This window comes from Halomonas sp. DP1Y21-3 (assembly GCF_019801245.1).
Taxonomy (GTDB): domain Bacteria; phylum Pseudomonadota; class Gammaproteobacteria; order Pseudomonadales; family Halomonadaceae; genus Halomonas; species Halomonas litopenaei.
On record NZ_JAHVJM010000003.1, the window covers coordinates 77,217 to 103,421 of the forward strand.

The following is a 26,205-nucleotide window of genomic DNA, read 5'->3' on the forward strand; positions in this document are numbered from 1 at the left end:
CTTCCCGCAAGAAAATTGGACGATGAACCGGAGTCTGTGTCGGCGCCTTAGCGACGGCTGCGCATCATGTCGATGAAGCGGTCGAACAGCGGCGCCACATCGCGGGGGCCGGGGCTCGCTTCGGGGTGGCCCTGGAAGCTGAACGCCGGACGGTCGGTACGCTCGATCCCCTGCAGGGTGCCGTCGAACAGCGAGCGGTGGGTGGCGCGCAGGTTATCCGGCAGCGTGGTCTCGTCGGCGGCAAAGCCGTGGTTCTGGCTGGTGATCATCACGTGGCCGCTGTCCAGATCCTGCACCGGATGGTTGGCGCCGTGGTGGCCGTGATTCATCTTGACCGTAGTGGCACCGCTGGCCAGCGCCAGCAACTGGTGGCCCAGGCAGATGCCGAACACCGGCACTTCGGTCTCGAGGATCTCGCGGATGGCGTCGATGGCGTAGTCACACGGCTCGGGGTCGCCGGGCCCGTTGGACAGAAAGACGCCGTCGGGGTCGAGCGCCAGCACCTCGGACGCCGGGGTCTGGGCCGGCACCACGGTCAGCTTGCAGCCGCGACTCGCCAGCATGCGCAGGATGTTGAACTTGACGCCGTAGTCGTAGGCCACCACATGGAAGGGCCGCTCGGCCCCTTCGGTATCGGCGTAGCCCTTGCCCAGCGTCCACTCGCCCTCGTTCCAGACGTAGCGCTCGCTGCAGGACACCACCTTGGCCAGGTCCATGCCCTTGAGCCCGGGGAAGGCGCGGGCGGCTTCCAGGGCGCGCGCTTCGGCGTCGTCGCCCAGGGCCTCGTCGCCGGCCACAATGGCACCGTTCTGGGCACCCTTGTCGCGCAGGATTCGAGTCAGCCGACGGGTATCGATGTCGGCGATGCCCACCACGTTCTGGCTGGCGAGATAGTCCGAGAGGCTCTGGGTAGATCGGAAGTTGCTGGCGACGAGCGGCAGATCGCGGATGACGAGGCCCGCGGCGGCGATGCTGGCGGACTCAACGTCCTCGGGATTGATGCCGGTATTACCGATATGGGGATAGGTGAGGGTGACGATCTGTCGGGAATAGGAGGGGTCGGTCAAAATTTCCTGATAGCCGGTCATGGCCGTATTGAACACCACCTCACCACTGGTCTGCCCATCAGCGCCAATGGCCGTGCCGTGGAATACGCTGCCATCTTCCAGGGCCAAGATTGCGGGTTTGTTCAACGCTACGTCCTCCCAAAGCTCGTCAAGGTATCTACGACCGCCGCCATACGCTCGCCGGCGTCGGCGACCTGTCGCCAGGCCATTCGGCACCGACCCGGCCCATCGTGCGTCAAGCACACAAGGAGCCGGGCCGTAAAAAAGCGGGACGAAACCCGGTGTTTGACCGGTTTCATCCCGCTTGTTGTCATTCGCTCGGAATGCAGAGCCGGCACCTATGCTGCGAGAGACGTACTGAACGCTCTCGACGCGACACTTTCATGCCCGGCCCGGCCAAAATTTTTGGAATGTTACAGCATCTGGGCCGGGCTGACTACCCCGGAGCAAGCACTTTGCCATGGGCAACACCGCACCCCGACGCCGCCAGAGGCCTACAAACCTCAGTCCAGGCCCAGCACGTCGGACATGCCGTAGCGTCCCGCCTCACGCTCGGCGACCCAGCGTGCTGCGCGCACCGCGCCCCGGGCGAAGGTCATGCGGCTGGACGCCTTGTGAGTGATCTCGATGCGCTCGCCTTCGGTAGCGAACATCACGGTATGCTCCCCGACGATATCGCCGGCACGCACCGTGGCGAAGCCGATTTCCTTGGGATCGCGAGGACCGCACTGGCCTACCCGCTCGAACACCCCGTGCTCCTTGAGGTTGCGATCCAGCGCCCCGGCGACCACCTCGCCCATGCGCAGGGCGGTACCGGACGGCGCATCGACCTTGTGACGATGGTGGGACTCGATGACCTCGATATCATAGCCCTCGTCGCCCAACGCCTTCGCTGCAGTCTCCAGCAGCTTCAGGGTCAGATTGACGCCGACGCTCATGTTGGGCGCAAACACCGTGGGCACTCGCTCGGCATAACCGTCGAGCTCGGCCTGCTCGTCATCGGACAGGCCGGTGGTGCCGATGACGATGGCCTTGCCATGCTCGGCACAGAAGGCCAGGTTGGCCAGGGTCACCTTGGGCGCGGTGAAATCGATCAGCACGTCGAAGTCATCGACGATGGCCTCAAGGGAGTCCACCGCCGCCACGCCCTGGCGGCCGACGCCGGCCAGCTCGCCCAGATCGGCGCCAGCCAGCGAACTGCCCGGCTCGACGATGCCGCCGGCGAGGACGGCGTCGTCGTCCTGCATCACGGCGTTGACCAGGGTGCGGCCCATGCGGCCGGCGACGCCGACGATGGCGATACGGGGGGCGGTACGGCTCATGCAATCTCCTGGAGAAACGAGAGTTCGAACAGACAGGCGGATCAACGTAGATACGCCAAAATGTAAAGGGATTCGGCGCAGTATACCAACGTCGCTCCCTCTTGCCTCGCCCTGGCCATCACGCTGACCTTCCCGCCCGACAGGACCGCCCCATGCCGTTCAGAAAAATGCTCCGATTACCCCTGCTCACCACGCTGGCAGCATCCCTGTGGCTTGGCGGCTGCACCGCCCAGGTCAAGCCGACCAGCTTGCAGGGCGAGGCCCCCGCCCAGCCGGGGCTGAGCATGTGCGGCACCCTGGCACTACCGAGCCAGTGGCGTCCCACCGAAAACAACACCAGCGTTCCCCTGGGTGGTCTCTCGGCCATGGCCTGGGACTCAGACGACAACCTGCTGCACCTGGTATCCGATCGCGGGCGCGTGCACCAGGCAAGGCCAGTACTTGAACACGGCCGCCTGGTAGACCTGCGCCCGATCACCAGCCACCGATTGAAGGCGCAGGACGATACGCCGCTGGAAGGCAAGGCCGCAGACGCCGAGTCGCTGGTGCTGGCGCGGGCCGATGATGGCATCACCGGCAACACCGAACTACTGATCGGCTTCGAGCAGGATCATCGGCTACAGCGCTTCTCCGTCGACGGCACGCCGAAAGGCGAACCGCTGCGCTCCACCGCCAGCCACAACGCCGGTGATAACGAAAGCCTGGAAGCGCTGGCCCGAGTGCCGGGCATCGGACTGGTGGCGGGGCTGGAGTCACCCCCCGACGGCATGAACGCGCAAGATGGCGTCAGACACACCCTTCTGTTCAGCCTGGCGGAGAACGCTACCGACACGCGCCGGTGGCGCTACCCGCTGGCCTCACCGGCCGACAGCGCCCTGACCGAGCTGCTGGCGCTGGAGGACACTGCAACCGAGACTCCACCGCGGCTGCTGGCGCTGGAACGGGCCTTTTCCCCGCCACGTCCGCTGACCATCAGCTTAAGCCTGGTGGAGCTGCTGCCACCGCCGCAGGTACGGGTGACACGCCTGGCCAGCCTGTCCGCCGGAGAAGGCTGGCGCGTCGACAATATGGAGGGGCTGGCGCGATTGCCCGGTGGTGAGTTGCTGATGGTCAGCGACGACAACTTCAGCGCCCTGCAGCGCAACCTGCTCGCCTGCTTTCGACTGACCGATAAGGCGCTCTCTCTCGACACTGGATCTGCCCGTGCCAACGGCCGGTGATGTCACTGCCCGCTGATCAGCGGCGGGCCACCAACAGGTGGTGATTGAACCCGTCAGGGCCCCACAGCCAGGCCGACTCAGCATCGGTGAAGCGCAGCGGCTCGCGCCTGACCCGGGAGAAGCCGACCGACTGCAGCGTCTTGACCACGGTACGCCCGGGGATCGCGACGTGGTCCACCGGCAAGACGTCGTCACCGGCGCGCACCTGACCAGGCACCAGACTCCAGGGCCGGGGCCGCTCACCCGGGGCGACGCCTGGGTCGTAGCGATAGCTGGTCAACGCCTCGAGGCGATCCATACGCGCCGGGTCAAGCACATAGTCGTGGGTGATATCGAGCCACACCAGCAGGCCACCGGGCTTGAGCGCCTCGAACAGGTTTCGGCAAGCACGGGTGAGCATGGCCTGATGCTGGATGAAGTGGAAGGCGAAGACACTGACCAGGGTATCGAAGGGCGCCTCCGGCAGAACAAGCTTGCGATAGGCGTCCTCGACCCGAAAGCCGAGGCCCGGTGCCTGGTGGCGCCGGCTGGCCAGCGCGACCTGGGAGGGACTGATGTCGATACCCAGCACCTCTTGCGCACCCTTGCCCTTGAGTTCGGCCGCCAGCGCTCCGTTGCCACAGCCCACATCAAGAAGACGCTTGCCGACCAGATCTTCTTCCAGATTGAGATAGTGAAGAACGGAACCGGTGAAGGTGCCGTATCGCTCGTCGCGGGCCAGCTGGTCATAGCGCTCGCTCAGCGCCTCGGAGAAGACGTCGTTGGCAAGACCGCGGTCGCCAGGCTGCTGACAAGGGGAAACGGCTTGTGCGCCGAGAAGGGGGCTGGCTGACGGCATGGGGGGCTCCTTGGCATTGATGCGCCTTTGCCCCACCTTTACAGCTTCATATAACCACCACCACACCGCACTAAGTCAAATCCGTACACCGCCCACCTCTTTGCCCAATGATGCAAAGATGTCTGAGTAAAACTCGCCTGCTCACGCCTGGCTGCGCAGCTTGACGTCCCGCCGCAGCAGCAGCGCGATGGCCAGCACGACCAGCAGACTGCCCGGCAGCCATTCGAGTGCAAGGCGTTCAGGCGCCTGGGCAAACAGCAACAGCATCGACACAAAGGGCACCAGATAGCCGTAGGCGGTAACCGCCGCCGGGGTCAGGATGGCGGTCGCCCGCTGCTGCAGCCAGAAGGTCATTCCGCTGGAGAAGAGCCCGAGATAGGCCACCACCGCCAGATCGAACAGCGTCATTCGGCCCAGCGCGGCCGGATCCCCGAAGACCAGACCCGAAAACCCGATCAGCAGTGCCCCCATCACCAGGCTCCACAGGGTACGCACCCCCGCGTGTTCAGATAGCCAGCCCTTCGCCAACCCCAATTTGGACAACACCGGATACATCGCCGAGGCGATGCAACCAGCGAAGAAGGCGGCTTCACCCACGCCGAATTGCATCCGGGCAAAGGAGCCACCGGCCTCGGCCCAGGCCAGCCCCACGGCGCCGACGGCGCCAAGTACCAGCAAGGCCAGCAGCGCCAGGGCTCGATGCTCGACCCCCACCAGCCGGCCCAGGCCGTAGGCCAGCAGCGGCACGCTGACGAACAGCGTGGCCATGGACAGCGCCGTGGTCAGGTGCGCCGCCCAGAACATGGTGCCGAAGAAGCTCGCCAGACAGAGCCCCATCAACCCATAGAGCCCGAGCCCGGCCAGACTCGGCCGGAGACCAGGCGCACCCCACACCAGCGGAAGCACCGCCAGAGCGGCAATCACGAAGCGCAGTGCGGTCAGCGACAGTGGCGGAAGCCCTTCACTCAACATCCCCACCGCCGGAAAGGACAGCCCCACCAGCGTCGCCCACACCAGCATCCCGGCGTGGGCCCACCACACACTGCTATCGCTGGACTCTCGGCATTCAGTCGTCATCACGGCTGACCTCTCCTTCCAGCGCCAACAGCAACTGGCGTAGACCAGCCGCCAGGCCTGCCGCCTCATCATCTGCCAGGGTGGCGCGCATCGAAGCGAGTTCAGCCAGGTAGGCGTCCAGCAGCGCCGGCATCATGGCTTTTCCCGACTCACTGAGACGAATCAGGACACTGCGACGATCTTCAGGGTTGGCAACACGCTCCACCAGGCCACGACTGGCGAGCCGATCGAGGCGGTGGGTCATGGCCCCTGAACTCAGCACCACCGCCTCGCACAAGGCGTTCGGTGTCAGACCCTCGGGCACATCGCGCCGGTAGAGGGTCGCCAGCAGGTCAAACTCGCCTTCCTTCAAGCCGTGCTGCCGGAATACCGCCTGGACCCGACGGTCGACATGCTTCAGCACTCGATACAGCCGGGTAAAGATGCCCATGTCGCCAGGGTCACGATCCGGGAGGACCCTGCACCACTCCGCCATCAGTCGATCGATGGCATCGCTCGGCCCGGGGGACGGAACCTGCATATCACTTACCTCCAAACAAAGTATCTTTACTTGAAGATAGTTGTTCCGACCCCAAATGCCAAGACCCTCATGCCGCCACCACCGAACAGCGATGGTCGCCTGGGCGCAACATGCAGTCGGCAACCGCGACGTAGCGTCTACCTTTTCCTCAGAACCACGATAACAACCGCAAGGGGACAACGATGATCGTCAACTGCGTGGCGTATGAAGAAGGACGGCGTCTTTGCAACATCGACAGAGGCGAGATCGGTGATTACCGCTCGCGCTCGAACTGCTTCGTCTGGGTAGCACTACACGACCCGGACGCCGAGGAGCTCTCTACCTTTCAGGACATCTTCGAGCTGCATGAACTGGCCGTGGAGGATGCCCTGGTCGGAGAACAGCGTCCCAAGGTGGAGGAATACGGCGACGCTCTGTTCGTCGTCACCCAGGTGATCAGCGTCAGCCAGGGCGAGGTGCAGCATGGCCAGCTAGCCATCTTTGCCGGTCCCGGCTATGTGTTGTCGGTACGTCAGCACTCCGGGCGTGGTTTCGCCGATGTACGCGCCCGCTGCGAGCGCGAGCCCGAGCTGCTCAAGCAGGGACCGGCCTTCGTGCTCTATGCGCTGATGGACGTGGTCGTGGACCGCTACTTTCCGGTACTCGAAGAACTCGAGGCCGAACTGGAAAGCATCGAGGACCAGATCTTCGTGCGCGGCAGCGCCCGGGCCAGCCTGGAGCGACTGTATCAGCTCAAGCGCCGCACCATGTGCGTCAAGCACGCGGTGACCCCACTGGCCGAAGCCAGCTCCCATCTGTTCGGCGGACGCGTCCCGGCGCTGTGCTACGAGACCCAGGACTACTTCCGCGACGTCTACGACCACCTGCATCGTATCGAGGCGGCCATCGACACCATTCGCGAAACCATCATTACCGCCATCCAGGTCAACCTGTCGATGGTGGCCATCGACGAGAGCGAGGTGCACAAGCGCCTAGCCTCCTGGGCGGCGATCTTCGCGGTGGCGACCATCCTCGCCGGCATCTGGGGGATGAACTTCACCCATATGCCCGAACTGGACTGGCGGCTGGGCTATCCGCTGGCGCTGGGGATGATGGTGCTGTGCTGTGGCGCGCTCTACCGACGCTTCCGTCGCACCGGCTGGCTATAGCGCCGATCGCGTCCAGCCAAACTCACTGCCAGACGACGCTGAGCGGCTCCTTGCCCGCCATCCGCTCCAGGTGGCTGGCCACCACGTCCTTGAGGCGCTCCAGCCGCTCGGCGTCCTCGGCCTGGAGGTCGACGCTGAGCTGCGAGTCGGACGCCTTCATCCAGCACTCGCCGCCTGGGAACACCACGTGACCGCTCTCGGCATCCACCTCGAGCTTGTGGGCCCAGTGCTTGCACAGGCGATTGATCAAGCGTTGCCCTGATGCGGTCTCGACGAAAGCTCGGGATTCCACCATACTTTCCACCGTTTTTGCGAATGCGAATGTATCGCAGAATAATATCGCCTAAGCATCCTCAGCATCAGGCAACGGCGTGTTGCTGTTCATCGTACCCACGCATGCCACACCCGCCGGCCACTTCACTGGAAACCAGCGCCCCATGAACATCCCTGCCTCCACCCGACTCACCCCCGCCTGTCTTGCCGCGGCCTTGTCTGTTGTTGCCTGCGACGCGCTGGCCGAACCCACCACCATCATCGACGTCGCCGGGCGCGAAGTCACCCTCGACACGCCGGTAGAACGCGTCATCCTCGGCGAAGGCCGTCAGATCTATCTGCTCGGTGCGCTCCAGCCGGATAACCCCTTCGCCGGAGTGGTGGGCTGGCGCGAAGACTTTTCACAGGCCGACCCGGACAGCTATGCCCGCTACGCCGAGAAGTTTCCGCAGCTCGAGGATCTGCCGACCTTCGGCGGCTTCAAGGACGGCACCTTCGACGTCGAACAGGCGGCGGCACTGTCGCCAGACGTGGTGCTGATGAATCTGGAGGCACGCGCTGCCACCGAGGACGCCGGCTACGACGACAAGCTGGCCGAACTCGATATCCCGATCGTCTACGTGGACTTTCGCGAGGACCCGCTGGAGCACACGGTGCCGTCGATGCGCCTGATGGGCGAACTACTGGGTAAGCAACAACAGGCCGATGCCTTTGTCGCCTTCGCCGAGGAGCAGCTCGCGCGGGTCACCAGGGTCATCGAAGAGGCCGATCCCGAACGTCCCCGGGTGTTTATCGATCGTGCCGGCGGCTATTCCGAAGACTGCTGCATGAGCTTCGGCCCAGGCAACTTCGGCGAGTACGTGGAACTGGCCGGCGGCAGCAACATCGCCGACGACATCATCCCCAACACCTTCGGTACCCTGAACCCGGAGCAGATCATTGCCGCCAACCCCGACCACGTCGTGGTCACCGGCGGCAACTGGGACGCCTATGTACCCGGCGGCGACTGGGTCGGCATGGGCCCAGGCGCCGACATGGATGCCGCCCGAGTCAAACTCCAGGCGCTGACCGAGCGCACCGCCATGACCGGCATCACGGCGGTAGAAACCGACCAGTTCCACGCCATCTGGCACCAGTTCTACAACAGCCCCTACTACTTCATCGCCGTCCAGCAATTGGCCAAGTGGCTGCATCCGGAGCTGTTCACCGAGCTCGACCCCGAGGTCACCTTCAAGGAACTCCACCAGCGCTTTCTCCCGGTGGACTACGAGCCCGGCTACTGGATCTCCCTGAATGACCAGTGACAGCGCCCGCATCGAGCCCACCAGCGGCGGGCGCCATGCTTACCGCGCCCTGGTCGCGCGCCGCCAGCTGATCCTGGCGGCGCTGGTCGCCGCCCTGGCGCTGAGCCTGTGCATCGACCTGGCGCTGGGTCCGGCACGCTTCACTCTTGGTGAGGTGGTCGCAGCCCTGTTCACCCCCGACCAGGTCAGCGACCAGGCTCGGGTGATCCTGTGGCAGATCCGCATGCCAGTGGCGCTGATGGCACTGGTGGTGGGCGCCAGCCTGTCGATCGCAGGGGCTCAGATGCAGACCATCCTCAGCAACCCCCTGGCCAGCCCCTTCACCCTGGGCATCTCCGCGGGAGCCAGCTTCGGCGCAGCACTTGCGCTGGCCTTCGGCGTGGCCATCGTGCCGGCGGCATTGGATTACGTCATCCCGATCAACGCCTTCGTGATGGCCATGGTCACCGCCTTCTTCATCCATGCCCTTAGCCTCAAGCGCGGCGTCACCATCGAGACCATCGTGCTGCTCGGCATCGCCATGGTGTTCATCTTCAACTCGCTGATGGCGCTGATCCAGTTCTTCGCCAGCCAGCAGGCGGTGTCGGCGGTGGTGTTCTGGACCATGGGCAGCCTGACCAAGGCCACCTGGCCCAAGCTGTGGATCGCCCTCGGCGTACTGCTCGCGGTGCTGCCGCTGCTGGCTCGTCACGGCTGGGCCTTGACCGCCATGCGCCTGGGCGACGCCAAGGCGGAAAGCATGGGCATCAGACCTCGTCGCCTGCGTCTGGAAGTGCTGGTGCTGGTGTCGCTGCTGGCGGCGGTGTCGGTCGCCTTCGTCGGCACCATCGGCTTCATCGGCCTGGTCGGGCCGCATATCGCGCGCCTGCTGGTGGGCGAGGATCAGCGCTTCTTTCTGCCCGGCTCCGCCCTGTGCGGCGCCTTGATCCTGTCGATCGGCTCGGTGCTGTCCAAGGTCATCCTACCCGGCACCATCATCCCGATCGGGATCATCACCTCACTGGTGGGAATTCCGTTTTTCCTGTTTCTCGTGCTCAACCACAAGAAGGCCTCATGGTAAGCCTCAGCCTCCACCAGCTATCCGCCCGCTACGGCCGGCGCCAGATCCTCGATGAGATCACCACGCCAACCTTCCACGGCGGCCAGGTGGTGGCCCTGCTCGGGCCCAACGCAGCGGGCAAGTCAACGCTGTTCCGGCGCATCTTCGGCGTACTCAAGGGCCCAGGCGAGATACGCCTGGAAGGCTCCCGTCGAGAACGCCCGATGGCCTACATGACCCAGGACAATGGCGCCAGCGCAGTGCTGACGGTGTACGAAGCGGTACTGCTGGCGCGCATGCAGGGGCGCGGCATGAAGGTTCAGCCCGAAGACCTGACCCAGGTGGAGCGCGCCCTGGACGAATTAGGCATCAGCGCCCTCGGCGAGCGAGATATCGGCGATCTCAGCGGTGGTCAGCGGCAGATGGTCAACGCCGCCCAGGCGCTGGTTCAGGAGCCCGAAGTGCTGCTGCTCGACGAGCCGACCTCGGCGCTGGACCTGCATCGTCAGGTGGGCCTGCTGACCATCCTGCGCCGTCTGGCCCGAGAACGCGGCATGCTGATCCTGGTGGCGATGCACGACCTCGGCCAGGCGCTGCGTTTCACCGATCAGGCGATGCTACTGGAACAGGGGCACCTGGTCGCCTGTGGCCCGACTTCGGACGTGGTTACCAGCGAACTGGTCGAAAAGGTGTATCGCGTCAGGGCGCGAATAGAACCGTGTTCAAAAGGCCAACCTCAACTGATCGTCGAGGCCGCCATCTAAACTAGTCTTTCTCGGGCGGCGAGCGCCGGCGCGGCCACCCCAGGCGACGGCCTTCCATGGCGGCCAGGGCGGCACCGCCGAGCAACAGCGGCAGCGCCAGCAGAAAGCCGCTCGACAACGGCTGGCCAAACAGCCAGAGATCGGCCAGCACCGGCCACACCAGGGCGATATACTCGAAGGGGGCAAGCCTCGACACCTCGGCAAAGCGCAGCGCCAAGGTCATGCAAATATGCGCCGCGCCGCCCAGCAACCCGGCCAGGATCAGCAGCGTCAGCGTCTGGGTCGGCAGTGCTACCCAGCCCAGCGGCAGGGTCGCCAGGCCCGCCAGGGTGCAGGCCAGCACAAAGTAGAAGGCGATGGCACCGGCCCCCTCAGTGCGCGAGATGCGCCGCACCGTGACCAGCGCCGCAGCCGTCAGCGACGCCCCCAGCACACCGAGCGCGTAACCCGACAACTGCCCGGCCTTGTCGGCGTTGCCGATATCCGGCACCACCAGCACCGCCACCCCGCCCACGGCGAGCAACAGTGCCAGCGCTCGCGGTGGGGTAAAGCGCTCGCCCAGCAGCACCACGCCGCCGATCGCCATCAGTACCGGCGCCAATTGGGCCAGCAAGGTGGCCTCGGCTACGGGCAGGCGCGCCAGGGCCGCAAAGGTGGCAAACATCGAGGCGGCGCCGAGGCTCGAGCGCAGCAGATGGCCCAAGGGGCGCCGGGTCGCCAGCCCTGCCGGAAACTCCCGACGCCAGGCCAGAAACAGCACGATCGGCAACAGCGCAAAGGCCGAGCGATAGAACACCACCTGGCCCAGCGGCACCTCGTCGCTCACCCACTTCACGCACACCAGCATGGCGGCGAACAGCACCCCGGAGGCGATGCGCAGCACGATGCCCGCCAGGGGCCTATCCCTATCACTCATGATCATCGTCCCTGTTCAGAAGAGCCGCGCCGTCCACAAGCTCTGCCCCACCCAATCAAGCTGCACATCAGAAGCGCCCGAGCGTGACGCCCCGCTGACGGCCCATGTGCAGCCGACACAAAAAACCGACCCCCGGCGCCAGGCGTCGGGGGTCGGGGGTCGGGGGTCGATCATCGTCACTAAGCCCTGGTCGGCGCAGGATCACGCCTGGCCCGAGGCTACGCGACTTACAGCTTCATATCTTCGAAGAACTTCTTCACCCCGTCGAAGAAGCTCGACTTCTTCGGCGAGTGCTGGGCGTTGCTGCCACCCAGGCTGTCCTGGAACTTGCGCAGCAGATCCTTCTGTTCCTCGCTGAGCTTGACCGGGGTTTCCACCACCACCCGGCACAACAGATCGCCGGCGGGGCCGCCGCGTACCGGCTTGACACCCTTGCCGCGCAGGCGGAACAGCTTGCCGGTCTGGGTTTCCGCCGGAATCTTCAGCTTCACCCGACCATCCAGCGTCGGCACTTCGAGCTCACCGCCGAGGGCTGCGTCGACGAAGTTGATCGGTACCTCACACTGCAGGTGACGCCCTTCGCGCTCGAAGATATGGTGCGGCTTGATCGCGACCTGAACGTACAGGTCCCCGGGCGGACCGCCGTTGATACCGGCTTCGCCCTCGCCATTGAGACGAATGCGATCGCCGGAATCGACGCCGGCCGGAATCTTCACCGACAGGGTGCGGGTCTCGCGCACGCGACCTTCGCCATGACAGGCGTGGCACGGCACCTTGATGTGCTGGCCGCTGCCGTGACAGGTCGGGCAGGTCTGCTGCACGGCAAAGAAGCCCTGCTGCATGCGAACCTGACCGTGTCCGTGACAGGTCGGGCAGGTTTCCTTGGTGGAACCCGGCTCGGCACCTTCGCCGTCGCAGCGCTCACATTCGATGTGACGCGGCACACGGATGTCGACACTGGTGCCGGCCACCGCGCTCTCGAGGTCAAGCTCGAGGTTGTAGCGCAGGTCGCTGCCCCGCTGGGGCGCATTGGGGTTACGACGTCCGCCGCCACCGCCGAAGATGTCACCGAAGACATCACCGAAGATGTCACTGAAGCCGCCAGCCCCGGCGCCGCCAAAGCCACCACCGCCCTGGCCGTCGACGCCGGCATGGCCAAACTGGTCGTAGGCCGCACGCTTCTCGCTGTCGGTCAGGACCTCGTAGGCCTCGGACACTTCACGGAATTTTTCCGCTGAGGTGTCATCGTCCGGGTTACGGTCCGGGTGGTACTTCTGTGCCAGGCGCCGATAGGCCTTCTTGATGTCCTTCTGATCGGCACCGCGCTCGACACCTAGTACCTCGTAGTAGTCTCTCTTGGACATGGGTCTGTCCGCCTCCGTCGCGACGCTCAGCAACACCAACGCGGGAGTCCGGCTCCCGCGTTGGCGTCATCCGAGGTTCAGATGTCGTGGTTACTGCTTTTTCTGGTCGTCGTTGACTTCTTCGTACTCGGCGTCGACCACGTCATCTTCCTTCTTGGCGCCAGCGTCGGCGTCACCCGCCTGCTGGCCAGCGTCCGCCTGCTCGGCGTACATCTTCTGCGCCAGGTTGCCGGAGGCCTCGGTCAGGGCGTCGAGCTTGGCCTGGATGGCGTCCTTGTCGTCGCCCTGCAGCGCTTCCTCGAGCTCCTTGATGGCGCTCTCGATGGCCTGCTTCTCTTCCTCGGAGGCCTTGTCGCCGGCTTCCTCGAGGGTCTTGCGAGAGGCGTGGATCATGCCGTCGGCCTGGTTGCGCAGCGCCACCAGTTCCTCGAACTTCTTGTCCTCGTCGGCGTGGGCCTCGGCGTCGCGGACCATCTGCTCGATCTCGTCGTCGGACAGGCCGCTGGAGGCCTTGATGACGATGGACTGTTCCTTGCCGGTGGCCTTGTCCTTGGCGGACACGTTGAGGATACCGTTGGCGTCCAGGTCGAAGGCGACCTCGATCTGCGGCACACCGCGCGGCGCCGGCGGAATGTCCGACAGGTCGAAGCGACCGAGCGACTTGTTGCCGCTGGACTGCTTGCGCTCACCCTGCAGCACGTGAATGGTCACGGCGGTCTGGTTGTCGTCCGCGGTGGAGAACACCTGGGTCTTCTTGGTCGGGATGGTGGTGTTCTTCTCGATCAGCGGCGTCATCACGCCACCCAGGGTCTCGATACCCAGTGTCAGCGGGGTCACGTCCAGCAGCAGCACGTCCTTGACGTCACCGCCAAGCACGCCGCCCTGGATCGCAGCACCCACGGCCACGGCTTCGTCCGGGTTGACGTCCTTGCGGGCGTCCTTGCCGAAGAACTCGGCGACCTTGGCCTGAACCATCGGCATACGGGTCTGGCCACCGACCAGGATGACGTCGTCGATCTCGGAGGCGGACAGGCCGGCGTCGGACAGTGCGGTCTTGCACGGCGCCAGCGAACGGCTGACCAGCTCTTCCACCAGCGACTCAAGCTTAGCCCGGGTCACCTTGACGTTGAGGTGCTTGGGACCGGTGTTGTCGGCGGTGATGTAAGGCAGGTTGACGTCGGTCTGCTGGGCGCTGGACAGCTCGATCTTGGCCTTCTCGGCGGCTTCCTTCAGGCGCTGCATGGCCAGGTTGTCGCCGGACAGGTCGATACCGCTGTCGGCCTTGAACTGGTCGACCAGGTAGTTGATCAGCTTGAGGTCGAAGTCCTCACCACCCAGGAAGGTGTCGCCGTTGGTGGCCAGCACCTCGAACTGCGTCTCGCCGTCGACGTCGGCCACTTCGATGATGGAGATATCGAAGGTACCGCCACCCAGGTCATAGACCGCGATGGTCTTGTCACCGCGTGACTTGTCCATGCCATAGGCAAGGGCAGCCGCGGTCGGCTCGTTGATGATGCGCTTGACCTCGAGACCGGCAATGCGACCCGCGTCCTTGGTGGCCTGACGCTGGCTGTCGTTGAAGTAGGCCGGCACGGTGATGACCGCCTCGGTCACTTCTTCGCCCAGGTAGTCCTCGGCGGTCTTCTTCATCTTCTTCAGCACTTCCGCGCTGACCTGGGGCGGTGCCAGCTTCTTGCCCTTGACCTCGACCCAGGCGTCGCCGTTGTCGGCTTCGGTGATGGTGTAGGGCACCATCTTGATGTCCTTCTGGACGACGTCGTCCTTGAAGCGACGGCCGATCAGGCGCTTGATCGCGTACAGGGTGTTTTCCGGGTTAGTCACCGCCTGACGCTTGGCCGCCTGACCCACTAGGGTCTCGCCATCATCGGTGTAGGCGATGATGGACGGGGTGGTACGTGCGCCTTCTGCGTTCTCGATTACCTTGGCGCTGTCGCCGTCGAGCACGGCCAGACAGGAGTTGGTGGTACCAAGGTCAATGCCGATGATGCGTCCCATAGGAAATCCTCGAATTCGTGTCTTGCGTAACTGAAGTTTGGCTTGCGGCGTTCGCCGCGGGGTTGCCGACTATCTGGGGGGCGTCTCCGCCGATTTCAAGTCCCCATGTTCAACTCCTGTCGACAACCCGTATCGGTCAGGCCCCGTGGGCCGGATGTTTCAGCCGGCCGCCTGGCTCACTACCACCATCGCCGGGCGCACCAGGCGTCCGTTGAGCACGTAGCCCTTCTGCATCACGTCGATGACGGTGTTGGGGTCGACCTCGGGGTTCGGCACCATGGCCATGGCCTCGTGGTACTGCGGGTCGAACGGCTCGCCCTGGGGCTCGACGATCTCGACGCCGAACTTGCTCAGAACGTCGAGCTGCATCTTCAGGGTCATGGAGACACCCTCGCGATGCACCTCGGAGGCGTCCTCGCCCATGGCCTCAAGCGCCTTTTCCAGGCTGTCGACCACCGGAAGCAGGTCCTTGATGAACTTCTCCAGCGCAAACTTGCGCGCCTTCTCGGCCTCGGCTTCCGCCCGCCTGCGCACGTTCTGCGCCTCGGCGGCGGCACGCAGGGCCTGGTCCTTGGCCTCGGTCACGCTCTGCTCGAGCTCCTCGACGCGGGCCGCCAGCACCTCGGCCTCGGGGTTGTCACCGCCTTCCACGGCCTCGGCCTGTGCCTCATCCTCAGCCAGGTCGACGATACCCTCGAGCTTGTCATCGAGCTCGCCCTCGATAGCCTCGGCTGAATCGCCGGCCTGCTGCGACTCGGCTTCCTGCTCCTGGCGAGCGAGTTCGTCATCCAGCGGGGTCTGGGGATCTTTGGCCATGTGCAGCCTCCTGAAGAAGTCCAACAATTGCGGTAGCACCGCCTTTACAGTGGCTGGTCCGGGGACCAGAGGTTGCAGAGGTATATGGGGTTGGCCACAACAATCTCAAGGGGAAAGACGCAGATCCTGATCAGACTTTCCCCGGCAGGCCCAGGATTTGCCGCAGCGCTGACCCGCAACCACTGAAGTTGCTGCGCAAGGATGCATTGAGGGCGCGCCTGGACTACTGTATAAACAGACACCACATGGATGGATAAACAGTAATGCCAACCCCCATCCATTGCGCCATATCGATGCTCTAGCGATTGCGCGAGCGATTGCCGCACCCATCGCCCTGTACGACCGCCACCCTTGCACTGACCGTCGCACCGCTCGGTGACGCCACCAGGAGGCACGCATGCTGACCGAACTCTCGATCCAGGACTTCGCCATCGTCGACCACCTCGAACTCGAGCTCGAGGGCGGCATGACTGCCATCACCGGCGAGACCGGCGCCGGCAAGTCGATCCTGCTTGGCGCCCTGGGCCTGTGCCTGGGCGAACGCGCCGACGCCGGCAGCGTGCGCCACGGCCAGTCCAGAGCCGACCTGAGCGCGCGCTTCGACATTGCCAATCTGCCCAACGCCCGGGCCTGGCTTGCCAACCGAGAACTGCCCGATGACGACTGCCTGCTGCGGCGCGTGGTCACCAGAAGTGGTCGCTCCAAGGCCTGGATCAACGGCCAGCCGGCCACCATCGCCGACCTCAAGTCGCTGGGCGAGACCCTGATCGAGATCCACGGCCAGCACGCCCACCAGGCCCTGCTGGCCGAGGACACCCACCTGCGCCTGCTCGACGACCTGGCCGGCCACCGTGAATCGGTGAGCCGACTGGCCGAGCTCTACCGTGAGTGGCAGTCCACCCGGCGACAGCTCAAACGGCTGGCCGACGACGGCGATGAAATCCGCGCCCGTCGCCAGCTGTTGCGCTATCAGGTGGAAGAACTCGACCAACTCGGCCTGGGCGAAGACGAGCTCGAACAGCTCGAACGTGAACAGGAGCTGCTGGCCCACGCCGAGTCGCGCCTGGCGGAGACCCAGTTCGCGCTCGACTGCTGCGATGGCGAGGAAGGCGGTGCCCTACCCCTGCTCCACCAGGCAAGCCAACACCTGGCCGCCCTGCCCGGCAGCGACAAGGGAGCCCTGGCCAACGCCATCGCCTTGCTGGGTGACGCCAGCATTCAGCTCGAGGAAGCCGGCCGCGAACTGCATCAGGTGGTCGCCGACGTGGAGCTGGACCCGGAGCGCCTGGCCTGGGTAGAGCAGCGCCTGGGCGAGGCTCACCGCATCGCTCGCAAGCACCATGTACTGCCGGACGAGATCGTCGCCCTGCACCAGCGCCTGACGGCAGAACTTCAGGGGCTTGAGGGCGGTGACGAGGACCTCGAGGCGCTGACCGAGAAGGCCGACGCCCTCAAGGCAGAATGGCGTGCCCTGGCAGAGACCGTCAGCGCCGCTCGCCACAAGGCCGCCAAGCGTTTCGGCAAGGAAGTCCAGCAGCAACTGGCGTTTCTGGCCATGGGCAAGGCCCGCTTCGAGGTCGACGTCAGTCGGCGCGATGCCGCTACCCCAGAGGGCATGGACCGGGTGCGCTTCCTGATCGCCGCCAACCCCGGCCAGCCGCCACGCCCGCTGGCCAAGGTAGCCTCCGGTGGCGAGCTGTCGCGTATCAGCCTGGCCATCCAGGTGATCGCCGCCCAGCACTCCACCATCCCCAGCCTGGTGTTCGATGAGGTCGACGTCGGGGTATCCGGTGCCACCGCCGAGATCGTCGGCCAGTTGCTCAAGCGACTGGGCCAGGGCGGCCAGGTACTGACGGTGACCCACCTGCCCCAGGTCGCCGCCCAGGCCCACCACCATCTGCACATCGAGAAGAAGGCACGCAAGGATTCCACCCGCACCCGCATGGCACACCTCGACGAAGCCGGGCGGGTCGGCGAGCTGGCACGCATGCTCGGCGGCGTCAAACTCTCGGACCAGACCCTGGCCCATGCCCGCGAGATGCTCGACGCAAGCCAAAGGGCGCACCACTAGGCCCGGCGAACCCAGGCAGCACAGAAAAGCGCTACTGAAGAGCAGTACGCAAGAAAAAGCAGCATTTTACAGTGAGCCCACAACGCAAGCGCCACGCCCCCAACTGACGGGGACGTGGCGCTTTTGTGTACCCACTGGCCGAACAGCGCTGATCACATCTTCCAGACACGAGAAAGCCTCCGCCCGGGGGCAGAGGCTCTTGCTCAGCGCTACGCGCAGAGGGATCCGTTACTTCTTGGCGATGCCTTCCTGACGCGTCGCCTTGGAACCCTTGGGTCTGACGTAGAGGACCAGCGCGTGATCGACGAGTTCGAAGCCGTGCTCCTCGGCGATCTCCTGCTGCCGACGCTCGATGGTCTCGTCGAAGAACTCGATGATCTCACCGCTTTCCAGGCACACCATATGGTCGTGATGCTCTTCCTGGGAGAGCTCGAAGACCGCATGGCCACCGTCGAAATTGTGTCGGATCACCAGGCCCGCCGACTCGAACTGAGTCAGCACGCGATACACCGTCGCCAGGCCCACATCTTCACCGGCTTCGAGAAGCGTCTTGTACACGTCCTCGGCGCTGAGGTGGTGCTGATCGGTGGCAGATTCGAGGATCTGCAGGATCTTTACGCGCGGCAGAGTGACTTTCAGTCCAGCCTTGCGCAATTCATGGTTCTTGTCGGCCATGGTTGCTCTTCGCAGTATCAGGTAGGGTCGGGTATGATCGACCGACCCCACGATAGTGAAGAACAGGCGCAAATGCAAAAGTTGACCGGAATTGTCACCCTTTCACTGGCCCTGGCGCTGACCAGCGGCTGCACCTACTTCAGCGTGTACAAGCGCGACCTGGCACAGGGCAACCTGGTGACCAACAGCATGGTCGAACAGCTGCGCCCCGGCATGTCCCGACAGGAGGTCATCAACCTCATGGGCTCGCCGCTGCTGGAGGCCCCGTTCAGCGCCGACCAGTGGGACTACGTCTACCGTCTCGACGAAGCTTACGGCGACGTGATGCAAAGACGCGTCACCCTGACCTTCGCCGGCAACAACCTGGTCAATATCGACCGGGAAGGCGACTTCAGCATGAACCCGGACGTGGCAGGCAAGCATAGCTACGGCGTAGGCCCCACCAGCGGCGGCGGCGACGATAACCCCGAGGGCGAAGCCAATATCGAGCCGATCTACAACCGCACCGTGGATCCCGAGCGCGAGTAAGCCGTTGGCGCCAGCGAGAACACGCATCAGGGTGGCCACAACGGCCACCCTGGTTGGTTCTACGCCTGGTTGGTTCTACACCTAGGTGCTTCCATGCGCAGCGCCTTCGCTCAGACGGCGACGCACCTGCCCCGGCCGCCCAGGGTCGCTAGGAGGAAGAGCGGCTACGAGCCGCCCTCTCTGCCCTCGCCGCCTTGGGATCGATCTTCAACGGTCGATAGACCTCTACGCGATCACCGTCACGCAGTATCTGCCGTGAGGGTTCTTTCAACGCCTTGCCGAAGATACCGAGACTGGCCTCGCTGAAGGTTTCCACAGGCAGTTCGGGAAACAGCGACGGCAGGTCGGCCAACGCCAGCGCTTCGCTGGCGGTCGTGCCCTTGGCGACGCGCAGCGCGACAAGACGTTGCTTGTGCGGCAAGGCAAAGGCCACTTCCACGCGAAGCACCTCGTCGCTTGCGTCTTCCTTTATATCTGGCCCCGCCGAGTGATCGGCGGGTGCCGGCTCGACGCGAGGAGCCGAGGGTCTTGCGCTGTCAGCGCCCATAGAGCTCATCGGCACGCCGCGTGAAGGCATCCACCTGCTGGCCCGCGATCTGCTGGAAGACCTTGCCAAAGGCCATGCCGAGCAGCCGGCTGGAGAACTCGAAGTCCATCTCCAGGCTGACCTTGCACACGTTCTCGCCCATGGTGATGAATTTCCAGCGTCCGTCCAGTCGCTTGAACGGCCCCTTTACCAGCGACAGCTCGATACGGTCAGGCTCGTGCAGGTCATTTCGGGTGACGATGGTCTGCTCGATGCCGGCCCGCCCCAGGGTCATTTCGCCGATCAGGTGCGATTCGTCCTTCTCCAGCAGCCGCGCGCGACGGCAGCCCGGCAGAAACTCCGGATAGCGCTCGAAATCGTTGACCAGATCGAACATCTGCTTGGGGGTGTGCCGCACCATGGCGGACCGATTGACGGTTGGCATTGACCTCTCCGCTGACTTCCAGAAGCCCAGGGCGTATCATGAGCGGTTATTTCGGCCTCAAATGGTAGCACGCTTCCCCGGCAGAACTGGAGACAGCCGAAAGGGGGACCGACGGGCAGCGCCGCCGTGGCAACCGCCTGGCGTCGACCCGGAAGGCTACACATCGGGCCGCATCGGTTACGACACCGCTTCCACGACCGATTCAGACATCAAGAGGTTCCATGGCCAGCAAGAAGGGAAAGGACAAGGGTCCCGGCAACAACACCATCGCCCAGAACAAGAAGGCGCGCTTCGAATACCATATCGACGAGTCCTTCGAGGCCGGGCTGGTGCTGGCGGGATGGGAGGTCAAGAGCCTGCGTGCCGGCAAGGCCCAGCTCACCGACACCTACATTCTGGTGAAGAACGGCGAGGCCTGGTTGCTCGGCAGCCATATCATGCCGCTCAACACCACCAGCACCCACGAGGTGGCGGACCCCACGCGCACGCGCAAGCTGCTGCTTCACCGCAAGGAGATCGCCAAGATCTTCTCGCGCACCCAGGACAAGGGGCACACCTGTGTGCCGCTGAAGCTGTACTGGAAAGGCAGCCGGGTGAAGTGTGAGCTGGCGCTGGTGACGGGCAAGAAGCTCCACGACAAGCGCGCCACCGAGAAGGATCGCGACTGGCAGCGTCAGAAGGGCCGCGTCATGCGGGAACAAAACCGCGCCTGAGCCGTCAGATGTAGTACAGACCGCCGGATCTTTGGTACACTGGCGGGGCGTTACGGGGGCGACATGGTTTCGACGCCGATGACAACCCCTGAGGTGCATGCCGAGAGCGTGATGTATCTCGTAAATCCAACATCACGATTAAATAGTCGCAAACGACGAAAACTACGCTCAGGGCGCGCTGGCAGCGTAAAAACTGCTAGCTTCTAGTCCTACCCGGCGGCGACGTGCTCATCCGTTGCCAATGGGCTACGAGCCAAGATAGGTGAGATCGCGGTTGGCGCTGTCCTCTCGTCAATCGCTAAACTTTGGAGGAATCGCGTTTCGGGATCCTGCCCGTCGGAGCCCGAGGCGTTAAATCAAATGACGGAACTAAGCATGTAGAGCCAATGGGCGAGTGTCGGCGGACGCGGGTTCGATTCCCGCCGCCTCCACCAACACCAGAAAGATGCCACCTTCCCAAAGGTGGCATTTTTCGTTTCAGCCCCCTGGATAAAGAAGCCTCTAGGGCGAAGTCGGCGCTCTCCACAGACCCTGGGCTTCGATTCCCGCGACCTCCACCAACACCAGAAAGATGCCACCTTCCCAAAGGTGGCATTTTTCGTTTCAGGGCACACAACCAGAAAAGAAGAGCCAATAGCTAGGTCGGCGCTCTCCACAGACCCAGGGCTTCGATTCCCGCCACCTCCACCAAAACCGACAAAAAACCTCCTTTATGGAGGTTTTTTTGTGCCCGAAGGAAACCAGTACCGAAGACGACCCAAGGGCGAGGTCGGCGCTCTCTACAGGCCCAGGGGTTCGATTCCCGCCGCCTCCACCAACACCGACGAAAAAGCCACCTCATCTGAAGGTGGCTTTTTTGTGTCCGACAGATCCCAAAGGCAAAGAAGACCCAAGGGCGAGGTCGGCGCTCTCTACAGACCCCGGGGTTCGATTCCCGCCGACTCCACTTATTGAATCGCCCTACGTTTCCTACACTTCCAGGCCTTGTCCTGAAAGCCCCAACGCCGCCCGTGAGGATCGCCTCATGAGCAATTACAGCCGGCAAGCGCGACCACGTTGACCGCGCCGGCCAACTCTAAGTCCGTCATTTCGACGCCGAGCATGGAATACCCGGGTCAAGCGTCCACAGTAAGACAAAGGCCGAAGGCTTGGACAATAGTCCAACAACCTAGATGACACCTCCACAAGTGAACTCAAGAGCATCCCCCCGAGCTTCTCCCTGGGGGCAGATTCTGACTCCCCCTTTAAGCAATGAAGATACTCTTATACAAAGATACGCTAATCTTTCCTGTGACCACGCCCTTGAAAGCTGCTCGCAACGAGGCTTTCTAAAGGTTAAGAAATTGTATTTAATGGATATTTTATTGTGACCCCCAGATTCAAGCACAAGCATCTTGCAGGCGACACGGGCGTGTTGGTACTGATTGTCGGTACCATTGCCATGGGTGGGATTGGCACCCTCTTCGACCTCATGGGCATAGCGCTTCATTTGCCTGTTGGCCTGCGTGCGTCCCCCGGCATTATGTTCGCTGGGCTTCTGGCAGGCCTCGGCCTGCTAACCCTGATTCAGAGGCTCCAGGGGTGGCGCCTCGGATTGTCGGCGTCGCTTGCTACATTCGCTCTCTATCTTCTGGTCGAGTCTCTGGGTTTCACGCAAGACCATCTTAGTAACGGGAGTGTGGCGCAGGGATCCCCCGCGCCGAGTCTACTACTGCTGATTGCCCTCGCCCTTGGAGGTGGTGTGCAGGGCGCAGGGCGAGGCAAGTGTTTCAAGTTGCTTGGCGACGCGCTTTTCCTAACAGGATTGGTAAGCCTGGTATTAGACCTAGCCCCCATGGAGCGCCATACCTGGCATGCGCTACAACAGATAAGCATGGCCCTGCCCAGCGGATTCTTCCTGTGCTTCGGCCTGGCCATGCGCTATGTAGCCAATCACTGGCAACGTTTCCCTTTGAATCTAGGACGGTGGCACCGAAACGTGGCGGTAATCGGCGCCACCCTGAGCACCCTGTGCTGGTTGCTCATTGGCTGGCAGCAGCATCGGGTCGAGAGGCAGCAGGCAAGCCATGTTTCGGATGTGGTCCTACTGACCAGTGAGTCGGTGATCCACGGTCATGAACAGGCCATGCAGCGAATGGCCGAGCGCTGGGGCGTTCTGGGGGGACTGCCTATGGCCTCGCTACGAGAACAGGAGGTCACGAGTTACTTCCGCGATCATCCGGCCCTAGAGGGGCTTGCCTTCATCGGGGGCACGGGAGACGGAGACTGGCTCCAGGCTCCCGATACCGAGTCATTATCACGACTGGAAGCCGAGTTGCGCCACTATTCTGCCGAGCGAAGCCTGGTGGAGCAGGATACGCCGCTGCAGTGGCTATTGCCCGATCCGGATCAGCCATTGAAGGCGATCCTGTCGGTCCGAGTGCCGAATCAGCCAGAAAGCCAGCTAGTTTCCCGGATCGATCTAGACGAACTGCTAGTCCGGAAAATACGCCCGGAGCTGGGTGGCTACAATGTTCATCTCGAACGAGCGGGGCAGCTACTCGCCGAAATCACACCACATGAGCATGCTCATGATAGAGACATCTTTGCACTTAAACCGCTCGCTGAGCGCAGCATTGGTTCATTAGGGCTGCCCCCCCTGCAATGGACAATCTTTGGAGGCCCACCGCCCCCCTGGTCAGCTTCTTCCTTACTATCGACCGGCGCGGGGATTGGAAGTCTGATGCTGAGCTACCTCCTGGCCTTCTGCGTCGGGGTCATGAGGCTAAGCCAGGCGCGTACCCATGAACTGGATCATGCTAAACGGCAGCTCGAAGAGCAGTACCGGGTGCAGGCATCGATCGCCCGCGAAGACTCTCATGTCAAGTCGCTGGAAGCGGTCTGCAGAATGCTGGAACAGCAAATACCAGGCGTTTATTCCACGATCATGTTATGTGACGAGAAGCAGACCTATTTCTCCGAAGCCATAGGGCCTAGCTTGCCCTCCGATTTTCTGGATGTGCTCAAGGATGTTCCCATTGGACCCGACATAGGCGCGTGCGGGAGAGCCGCCTACCTAGGTGAGATGGTCATCTGCGAGAACCTGACCACGGATGTTCGCTGGGAGAACTATCGGGACCTAGTGAAACACCATCGGCTCGGTTGCTGCTGGGCGGTCCCTGTGCTTTCGTCACGCGGGCACCTTCTGGGCACCCTATCGCTATACCGTTCATCGTCTGGCATGCCTGACGATGATGAGCTCCGACTGACCACCAGGGTGGCTGACTTGACCGCTCTGGCCATCGAGCGACATCGCGACCGTCAAGCCTTGCTCGATAGCGAGAAGTACCATCGATCCCTGTTTACTCACCACCCGGATGCCGCCTACTCGCTGGACTTGCATGGGCGAATCCAGAGCGTGAACTCGCAATCTGAAAGCCTTACAGGTCTTTCCGCCAACGAGCTGCTGGGCACGCATTTCTCACGTTTCGTCGAGCCAGCTGACCTGCCCAAGGTTCAAGCGCTGTTCAACAGCGCCCTTTCGGGCCGTGCTCTGCGCTATGAGGTACAGGGCCGTAACGGGCATGGCGAGCCTCTTGTCCTGGATGTAACAACGATCCCGATGAGGAAGGGAGAGCAGGTGACCGGAGTTTTTGGCATTGCTAAGGACATCACCGAACGCAAGGCTAGCGAAGCACGGCTGCGGACCCTAGAGCGCGGTATCGAGGCCAGCTTCAATGGAGTATCGATCGTCGATGCCACCAAGCCCGACATGCCAATCGTCTATGTCAACCATGCTTTCAGTCGTATTACTGGTTACAGCAAGGATGAAGTGCAAGGACGAAACTGCAGCTTCCTGCAGGGCCCCGAGACCGCCCCCGAGGCCATCCAGGAGATACAGCGCAGTCAGTCCGCTCAACGAGAAAGCCAGGTGACGCTGTACAACTACCGCAAGAACGGCGAACGCTTCTGGAACGAACTGCGCATTTCACCGGTACGTAACGAGCACGGTGAGACCACCCACTTCATCAACGTTATCAGTGATGTCTCCCAACGTATCGCGCACGAAGAAGCCCTGGCTTACCAAGCGAGCCATGACGACCTGACCGGCGCCTACAATCGCTCAACGTTTGAGGAGCGGCTAAAACACGAGGCTAATCTTGCCAGGCTTCAGGATAAGTTGCTGGTGGTGCTCTTCATCGATATCGACGACTTTAAGCCGATCAACGACGCCTTCGGGCATGCCATGGGCGACAGACTGCTAGCGACCGTTGCAGAACGGCTCGCCATGCAGCTCGGCCCCAATGATAGCCTAGGGCGCTTTGGAGGAGACGAATTCCTGGTACTACTGCCGCAACTTGAGCATGAGGACCAGGCTCAGGCGATAGTGGATCAATTGCTGGCGGCCCTCACTCGTCCCTTCCGGATCGATGAGCACGAATTCCGGCTGTCCGCCAGCATCGGAATGGCCTCAAGCCGGGAACTGGTCCTGCAGCTTCCTCAACAGCTGATCGTGCGGGCTGACAGCGCGATGTACAAAGCCAAACAACAGGGAGGCAACACCGCCTACTGGTATCGACATCACATCGGTATCGAGCCCTCGGAGCGGGTGGAGCTGCGTAGGGACATACAGGAGGCCATCGAACAGAACCAGTTCTCGCTGCATTATCAGCCGCTAATGAACGCTCGCGGCGAGGCGGTGGGCTTCGAGGCCCTGATTCGCTGGCAGCACCCGGTCAAGGGAATGGTATCGCCAGGCACCTTCATTCCGGTGGCGGAAATCACTGGCCAGATCATTCCCATCAGTGATTGGGTCCTGGGCCAGGTCTGTCGCGACCTACCTGCGCTGAAGCGTCTCGGTGCCGCCGGCTGCCGTGTGGCCGTTAACCTGTCACCGATGCAGTTCCAGCGTCCTACCTTCCTGAGCAGCCTGCATCAACGGCTGAGAGAAAACGACGTTCCCTCACACTGGCTTGAACTGGAAGTCACCGAGGGGGTTCTGATGGAGGACAGAGACGCCGCCATCTCGATCCTGAATGCCCTGCGCGAACTGGACATCAGTGTCGCCATTGATGACTTCGGCACTGGATTCTCCAGCCTGAGTTACTTGAAGAGCCTCCCGGTCAACAAGATCAAGATCGATCGCAGCTTCGTACGTGACGTGGTGACAGATCATAGAGACAGGGCCATCGTACAGGGCGTGATCTCCATGGCTCGTAGTATGGGACTTCAGGTGGTCGCCGAGGGCGTGGAAACCGACGAACAATGGCAGTATCTGGACGACCAAGGCTGCGACATTTTTCAGGGATATCTGTTGTCCAAGCCTATGCCTCTGGACAAGGTGGAGGCTTTCTTGACGACAAACACCTAACGGACATGGCCGGCAGGGCCACTTCTCGCAAGCCTAAGAACTTCACGCGGGCTCAGCATTAGCCCTCACTGATCGTCACAATTCTAACAGGCTGAGCACTCGGTTGCCGGGAACCGGAGCCACCTTGCGTAAAGGTGGCGTTTACTGCCGGAGGTTCTAGAGCCCCGCGGCGAGCGCCAGGTGGGTACGTGGCAGTCCCGGCGATGCCGGAGA

Annotated in this window: 22 protein-coding genes and 1 other RNA gene; 10 read left to right on the plus strand and 13 right to left on the minus strand. The window is 63.1% G+C overall.

Annotated elements, in window-relative coordinates:
- Positions 1-47: 47 nt before the first annotated feature.
- Together carA and dapB are read right to left on the minus strand one after the other, a co-directional pair.
- The gene (carA, locus tag KUV74_RS09045; RefSeq protein ID WP_108131794.1) at positions 48-1,193 is read right to left on the minus strand and encodes a glutamine-hydrolyzing carbamoyl-phosphate synthase small subunit; all 1,146 of its coding nucleotides are present in this window, start codon (positions 1,191-1,193) and stop codon (positions 48-50) included.
- A gap of 377 nt (positions 1,194-1,570) precedes the next feature.
- The gene (gene dapB / locus KUV74_RS09050; protein WP_045992279.1) at positions 1,571-2,389 is read right to left on the minus strand and encodes a 4-hydroxy-tetrahydrodipicolinate reductase; all 819 of its coding nucleotides are present in this window, start codon (positions 2,387-2,389) and stop codon (positions 1,571-1,573) included.
- Between the two features lie 152 nt (positions 2,390-2,541).
- Here dapB and KUV74_RS09055 point away from each other — a divergent pair, with 152 nt between their 5' ends.
- Entirely contained in the window at positions 2,542-3,609 is a 1,068-nt protein-coding gene (locus KUV74_RS09055; protein WP_222516170.1) for an esterase-like activity of phytase family protein, read from the plus strand.
- Between the two features lie 16 nt (positions 3,610-3,625).
- Here the strand turns inward: KUV74_RS09055 and KUV74_RS09060 are convergent, their stop codons facing one another.
- The 3 genes from KUV74_RS09060 to KUV74_RS09070 form a co-directional block, all read right to left on the minus strand.
- The gene (locus KUV74_RS09060) at positions 3,626-4,447 is read right to left on the minus strand and encodes a class I SAM-dependent methyltransferase (RefSeq protein WP_222516171.1); all 822 of its coding nucleotides are present in this window, start codon (positions 4,445-4,447) and stop codon (positions 3,626-3,628) included.
- Positions 4,448-4,588: 141 nt separating this feature from the next.
- Positions 4,589-5,524, minus strand: coding sequence for a DMT family transporter (locus KUV74_RS09065; protein ID WP_261395343.1), 936 nt, complete (start codon positions 5,522-5,524; stop codon positions 4,589-4,591).
- Positions 5,514-6,044, minus strand: a complete 531-nt coding sequence (locus KUV74_RS09070; protein WP_213227352.1) for a MarR family winged helix-turn-helix transcriptional regulator — start codon at positions 6,042-6,044, stop codon at positions 5,514-5,516. Before KUV74_RS09070 ends, KUV74_RS09065 begins: the two co-directional genes overlap by 11 nt.
- Before the next feature lie 182 nt (positions 6,045-6,226).
- Here KUV74_RS09070 and corA point away from each other — a divergent pair, with 182 nt between their 5' ends.
- Positions 6,227-7,192 (plus strand): magnesium/cobalt transporter CorA, encoded by a 966-nt coding sequence (gene corA, locus KUV74_RS09075; RefSeq protein WP_108450019.1) that lies wholly within the window; start codon positions 6,227-6,229, stop codon positions 7,190-7,192.
- 22 nt (positions 7,193-7,214) lie between these two features.
- On the opposite strand, the gene KUV74_RS09080 is transcribed toward corA, so the two are convergent.
- The gene (locus KUV74_RS09080) at positions 7,215-7,487 is read right to left on the minus strand and encodes a DUF2218 domain-containing protein (protein ID WP_045992284.1); all 273 of its coding nucleotides are present in this window, start codon (positions 7,485-7,487) and stop codon (positions 7,215-7,217) included.
- Positions 7,488-7,635: 148 nt separating this feature from the next.
- On the opposite strand from KUV74_RS09080, the gene KUV74_RS09085 reads away from it, so the two are divergent.
- From KUV74_RS09085 to KUV74_RS09095, 3 genes are read left to right on the plus strand one after another with little or no spacing between them, the layout of a single operon-like run.
- Entirely contained in the window at positions 7,636-8,769 is a 1,134-nt protein-coding gene (locus KUV74_RS09085) for an ABC transporter substrate-binding protein (protein ID WP_409996587.1), read from the plus strand.
- The gene (locus KUV74_RS09090; protein WP_213227355.1) at positions 8,759-9,829 is read left to right on the plus strand and encodes a FecCD family ABC transporter permease; all 1,071 of its coding nucleotides are present in this window, start codon (positions 8,759-8,761) and stop codon (positions 9,827-9,829) included. Before KUV74_RS09085 ends, KUV74_RS09090 begins: the two co-directional genes overlap by 11 nt.
- A complete protein-coding gene (locus KUV74_RS09095; protein WP_222516173.1) occupies positions 9,823-10,572 on the plus strand; it encodes an ABC transporter ATP-binding protein in 750 nt (249 codons plus the stop codon). Before KUV74_RS09090 ends, KUV74_RS09095 begins: the two co-directional genes overlap by 7 nt.
- Position 10,573: 1 nt before the next feature.
- Here the strand turns inward: KUV74_RS09095 and KUV74_RS09100 are convergent, their stop codons facing one another.
- From KUV74_RS09100 to grpE, 4 genes are all read right to left on the minus strand, one after another.
- Positions 10,574-11,488, minus strand: coding sequence for a DMT family transporter (locus KUV74_RS09100; RefSeq protein WP_108131803.1), 915 nt, complete (start codon positions 11,486-11,488; stop codon positions 10,574-10,576).
- A 227-nt stretch (positions 11,489-11,715) separates the two neighbouring features.
- Positions 11,716-12,852, minus strand: coding sequence for a molecular chaperone DnaJ (gene dnaJ / locus KUV74_RS09105; RefSeq protein ID WP_045992286.1), 1,137 nt, complete (start codon positions 12,850-12,852; stop codon positions 11,716-11,718).
- 90 nt (positions 12,853-12,942) lie between these two features.
- Positions 12,943-14,868: a molecular chaperone DnaK gene (gene dnaK, locus KUV74_RS09110; protein ID WP_108131804.1), complete on the minus strand. Its 1,926-nt coding sequence runs from the start codon at positions 14,866-14,868 to the stop codon at positions 12,943-12,945.
- A gap of 159 nt (positions 14,869-15,027) precedes the next feature.
- Positions 15,028-15,684: a nucleotide exchange factor GrpE gene (grpE, locus tag KUV74_RS09115; RefSeq protein ID WP_222516174.1), complete on the minus strand. Its 657-nt coding sequence runs from the start codon at positions 15,682-15,684 to the stop codon at positions 15,028-15,030.
- A 397-nt stretch (positions 15,685-16,081) separates the two neighbouring features.
- On the opposite strand from grpE, the gene recN reads away from it, so the two are divergent.
- Positions 16,082-17,755 (plus strand): DNA repair protein RecN, encoded by a 1,674-nt coding sequence (gene recN / locus KUV74_RS09120; protein WP_222516175.1) that lies wholly within the window; start codon positions 16,082-16,084, stop codon positions 17,753-17,755.
- A 228-nt stretch (positions 17,756-17,983) separates the two neighbouring features.
- Here recN and fur read toward each other — a convergent pair whose 3' ends face one another.
- Positions 17,984-18,430 (minus strand): ferric iron uptake transcriptional regulator, encoded by a 447-nt coding sequence (gene fur, locus KUV74_RS09125; RefSeq protein ID WP_045992290.1) that lies wholly within the window; start codon positions 18,428-18,430, stop codon positions 17,984-17,986.
- 72 nt (positions 18,431-18,502) lie between these two features.
- Between fur and KUV74_RS09130 the strand changes: the two genes are divergently transcribed.
- Positions 18,503-18,958, plus strand: coding sequence for an outer membrane protein assembly factor BamE (locus KUV74_RS09130; protein ID WP_045992301.1), 456 nt, complete (start codon positions 18,503-18,505; stop codon positions 18,956-18,958).
- A 148-nt stretch (positions 18,959-19,106) separates the two neighbouring features.
- Here KUV74_RS09130 and KUV74_RS09135 read toward each other — a convergent pair whose 3' ends face one another.
- Together KUV74_RS09135 and KUV74_RS09140 are read right to left on the minus strand one after the other, a co-directional pair.
- Complete coding sequence (locus KUV74_RS09135) at positions 19,107-19,406, minus strand: RnfH family protein (protein WP_045992291.1); 300 nt, start codon at positions 19,404-19,406, stop codon at positions 19,107-19,109.
- An 88-nt stretch (positions 19,407-19,494) separates the two neighbouring features.
- The gene (locus KUV74_RS09140) at positions 19,495-19,929 is read right to left on the minus strand and encodes a type II toxin-antitoxin system RatA family toxin (RefSeq protein WP_045992292.1); all 435 of its coding nucleotides are present in this window, start codon (positions 19,927-19,929) and stop codon (positions 19,495-19,497) included.
- Positions 19,930-20,150: 221 nt separating this feature from the next.
- Between KUV74_RS09140 and smpB the strand changes: the two genes are divergently transcribed.
- From smpB to KUV74_RS09155, 3 genes are all read left to right on the plus strand, one after another.
- On the plus strand, positions 20,151-20,642 hold the full coding sequence (gene smpB, locus KUV74_RS09145) for an SsrA-binding protein SmpB (RefSeq protein WP_045992293.1): 492 nt from the start codon (positions 20,151-20,153) through the stop codon (positions 20,640-20,642).
- A 54-nt stretch (positions 20,643-20,696) separates the two neighbouring features.
- Positions 20,697-21,076, plus strand: a transfer-messenger RNA (tmRNA) gene (ssrA, locus tag KUV74_RS09150).
- 977 nt (positions 21,077-22,053) lie between these two features.
- The gene (locus KUV74_RS09155; protein ID WP_222516176.1) at positions 22,054-25,992 is read left to right on the plus strand and encodes an EAL domain-containing protein; all 3,939 of its coding nucleotides are present in this window, start codon (positions 22,054-22,056) and stop codon (positions 25,990-25,992) included.
- The last annotated feature ends 213 nt before the right edge of the window (positions 25,993-26,205 follow it).

Coding starts and splice junctions, on each gene's coding strand:
- recN (WP_222516175.1), top strand. CDS start 16,082: ATGCTGACCGAACTCTCGATCCAGGACTTCGCCATCGTCGACCACCTC.
- KUV74_RS09080 (WP_045992284.1), bottom strand. CDS start 7,487: ATGGTGGAATCCCGAGCTTTCGTCGAGACCGCATCAGGGCAACGCTTG.
- fur (WP_045992290.1), bottom strand. CDS start 18,430: ATGGCCGACAAGAACCATGAATTGCGCAAGGCTGGACTGAAAGTCACT.
- smpB (WP_045992293.1), top strand. CDS start 20,151: ATGGCCAGCAAGAAGGGAAAGGACAAGGGTCCCGGCAACAACACCATC.
- KUV74_RS09090 (WP_213227355.1), top strand. CDS start 8,759: ATGACCAGTGACAGCGCCCGCATCGAGCCCACCAGCGGCGGGCGCCAT.
- dnaJ (WP_045992286.1), bottom strand. CDS start 12,852: ATGTCCAAGAGAGACTACTACGAGGTACTAGGTGTCGAGCGCGGTGCC.
- dnaK (WP_108131804.1), bottom strand. CDS start 14,868: ATGGGACGCATCATCGGCATTGACCTTGGTACCACCAACTCCTGTCTG.
- KUV74_RS09060 (WP_222516171.1), bottom strand. CDS start 4,447: ATGCCGTCAGCCAGCCCCCTTCTCGGCGCACAAGCCGTTTCCCCTTGT.
- KUV74_RS09100 (WP_108131803.1), bottom strand. CDS start 11,488: ATGAGTGATAGGGATAGGCCCCTGGCGGGCATCGTGCTGCGCATCGCC.
- KUV74_RS09140 (WP_045992292.1), bottom strand. CDS start 19,929: ATGCCAACCGTCAATCGGTCCGCCATGGTGCGGCACACCCCCAAGCAG.
- KUV74_RS09055 (WP_222516170.1), top strand. CDS start 2,542: ATGCCGTTCAGAAAAATGCTCCGATTACCCCTGCTCACCACGCTGGCA.
- KUV74_RS09065 (WP_261395343.1), bottom strand. CDS start 5,524: ATGACGACTGAATGCCGAGAGTCCAGCGATAGCAGTGTGTGGTGGGCC.
- corA (WP_108450019.1), top strand. CDS start 6,227: ATGATCGTCAACTGCGTGGCGTATGAAGAAGGACGGCGTCTTTGCAAC.
- KUV74_RS09070 (WP_213227352.1), bottom strand. CDS start 6,044: ATGCAGGTTCCGTCCCCCGGGCCGAGCGATGCCATCGATCGACTGATG.
- KUV74_RS09095 (WP_222516173.1), top strand. CDS start 9,823: ATGGTAAGCCTCAGCCTCCACCAGCTATCCGCCCGCTACGGCCGGCGC.
- dapB (WP_045992279.1), bottom strand. CDS start 2,389: ATGAGCCGTACCGCCCCCCGTATCGCCATCGTCGGCGTCGCCGGCCGC.
- KUV74_RS09130 (WP_045992301.1), top strand. CDS start 18,503: ATGCAAAAGTTGACCGGAATTGTCACCCTTTCACTGGCCCTGGCGCTG.
- grpE (WP_222516174.1), bottom strand. CDS start 15,684: ATGGCCAAAGATCCCCAGACCCCGCTGGATGACGAACTCGCTCGCCAG.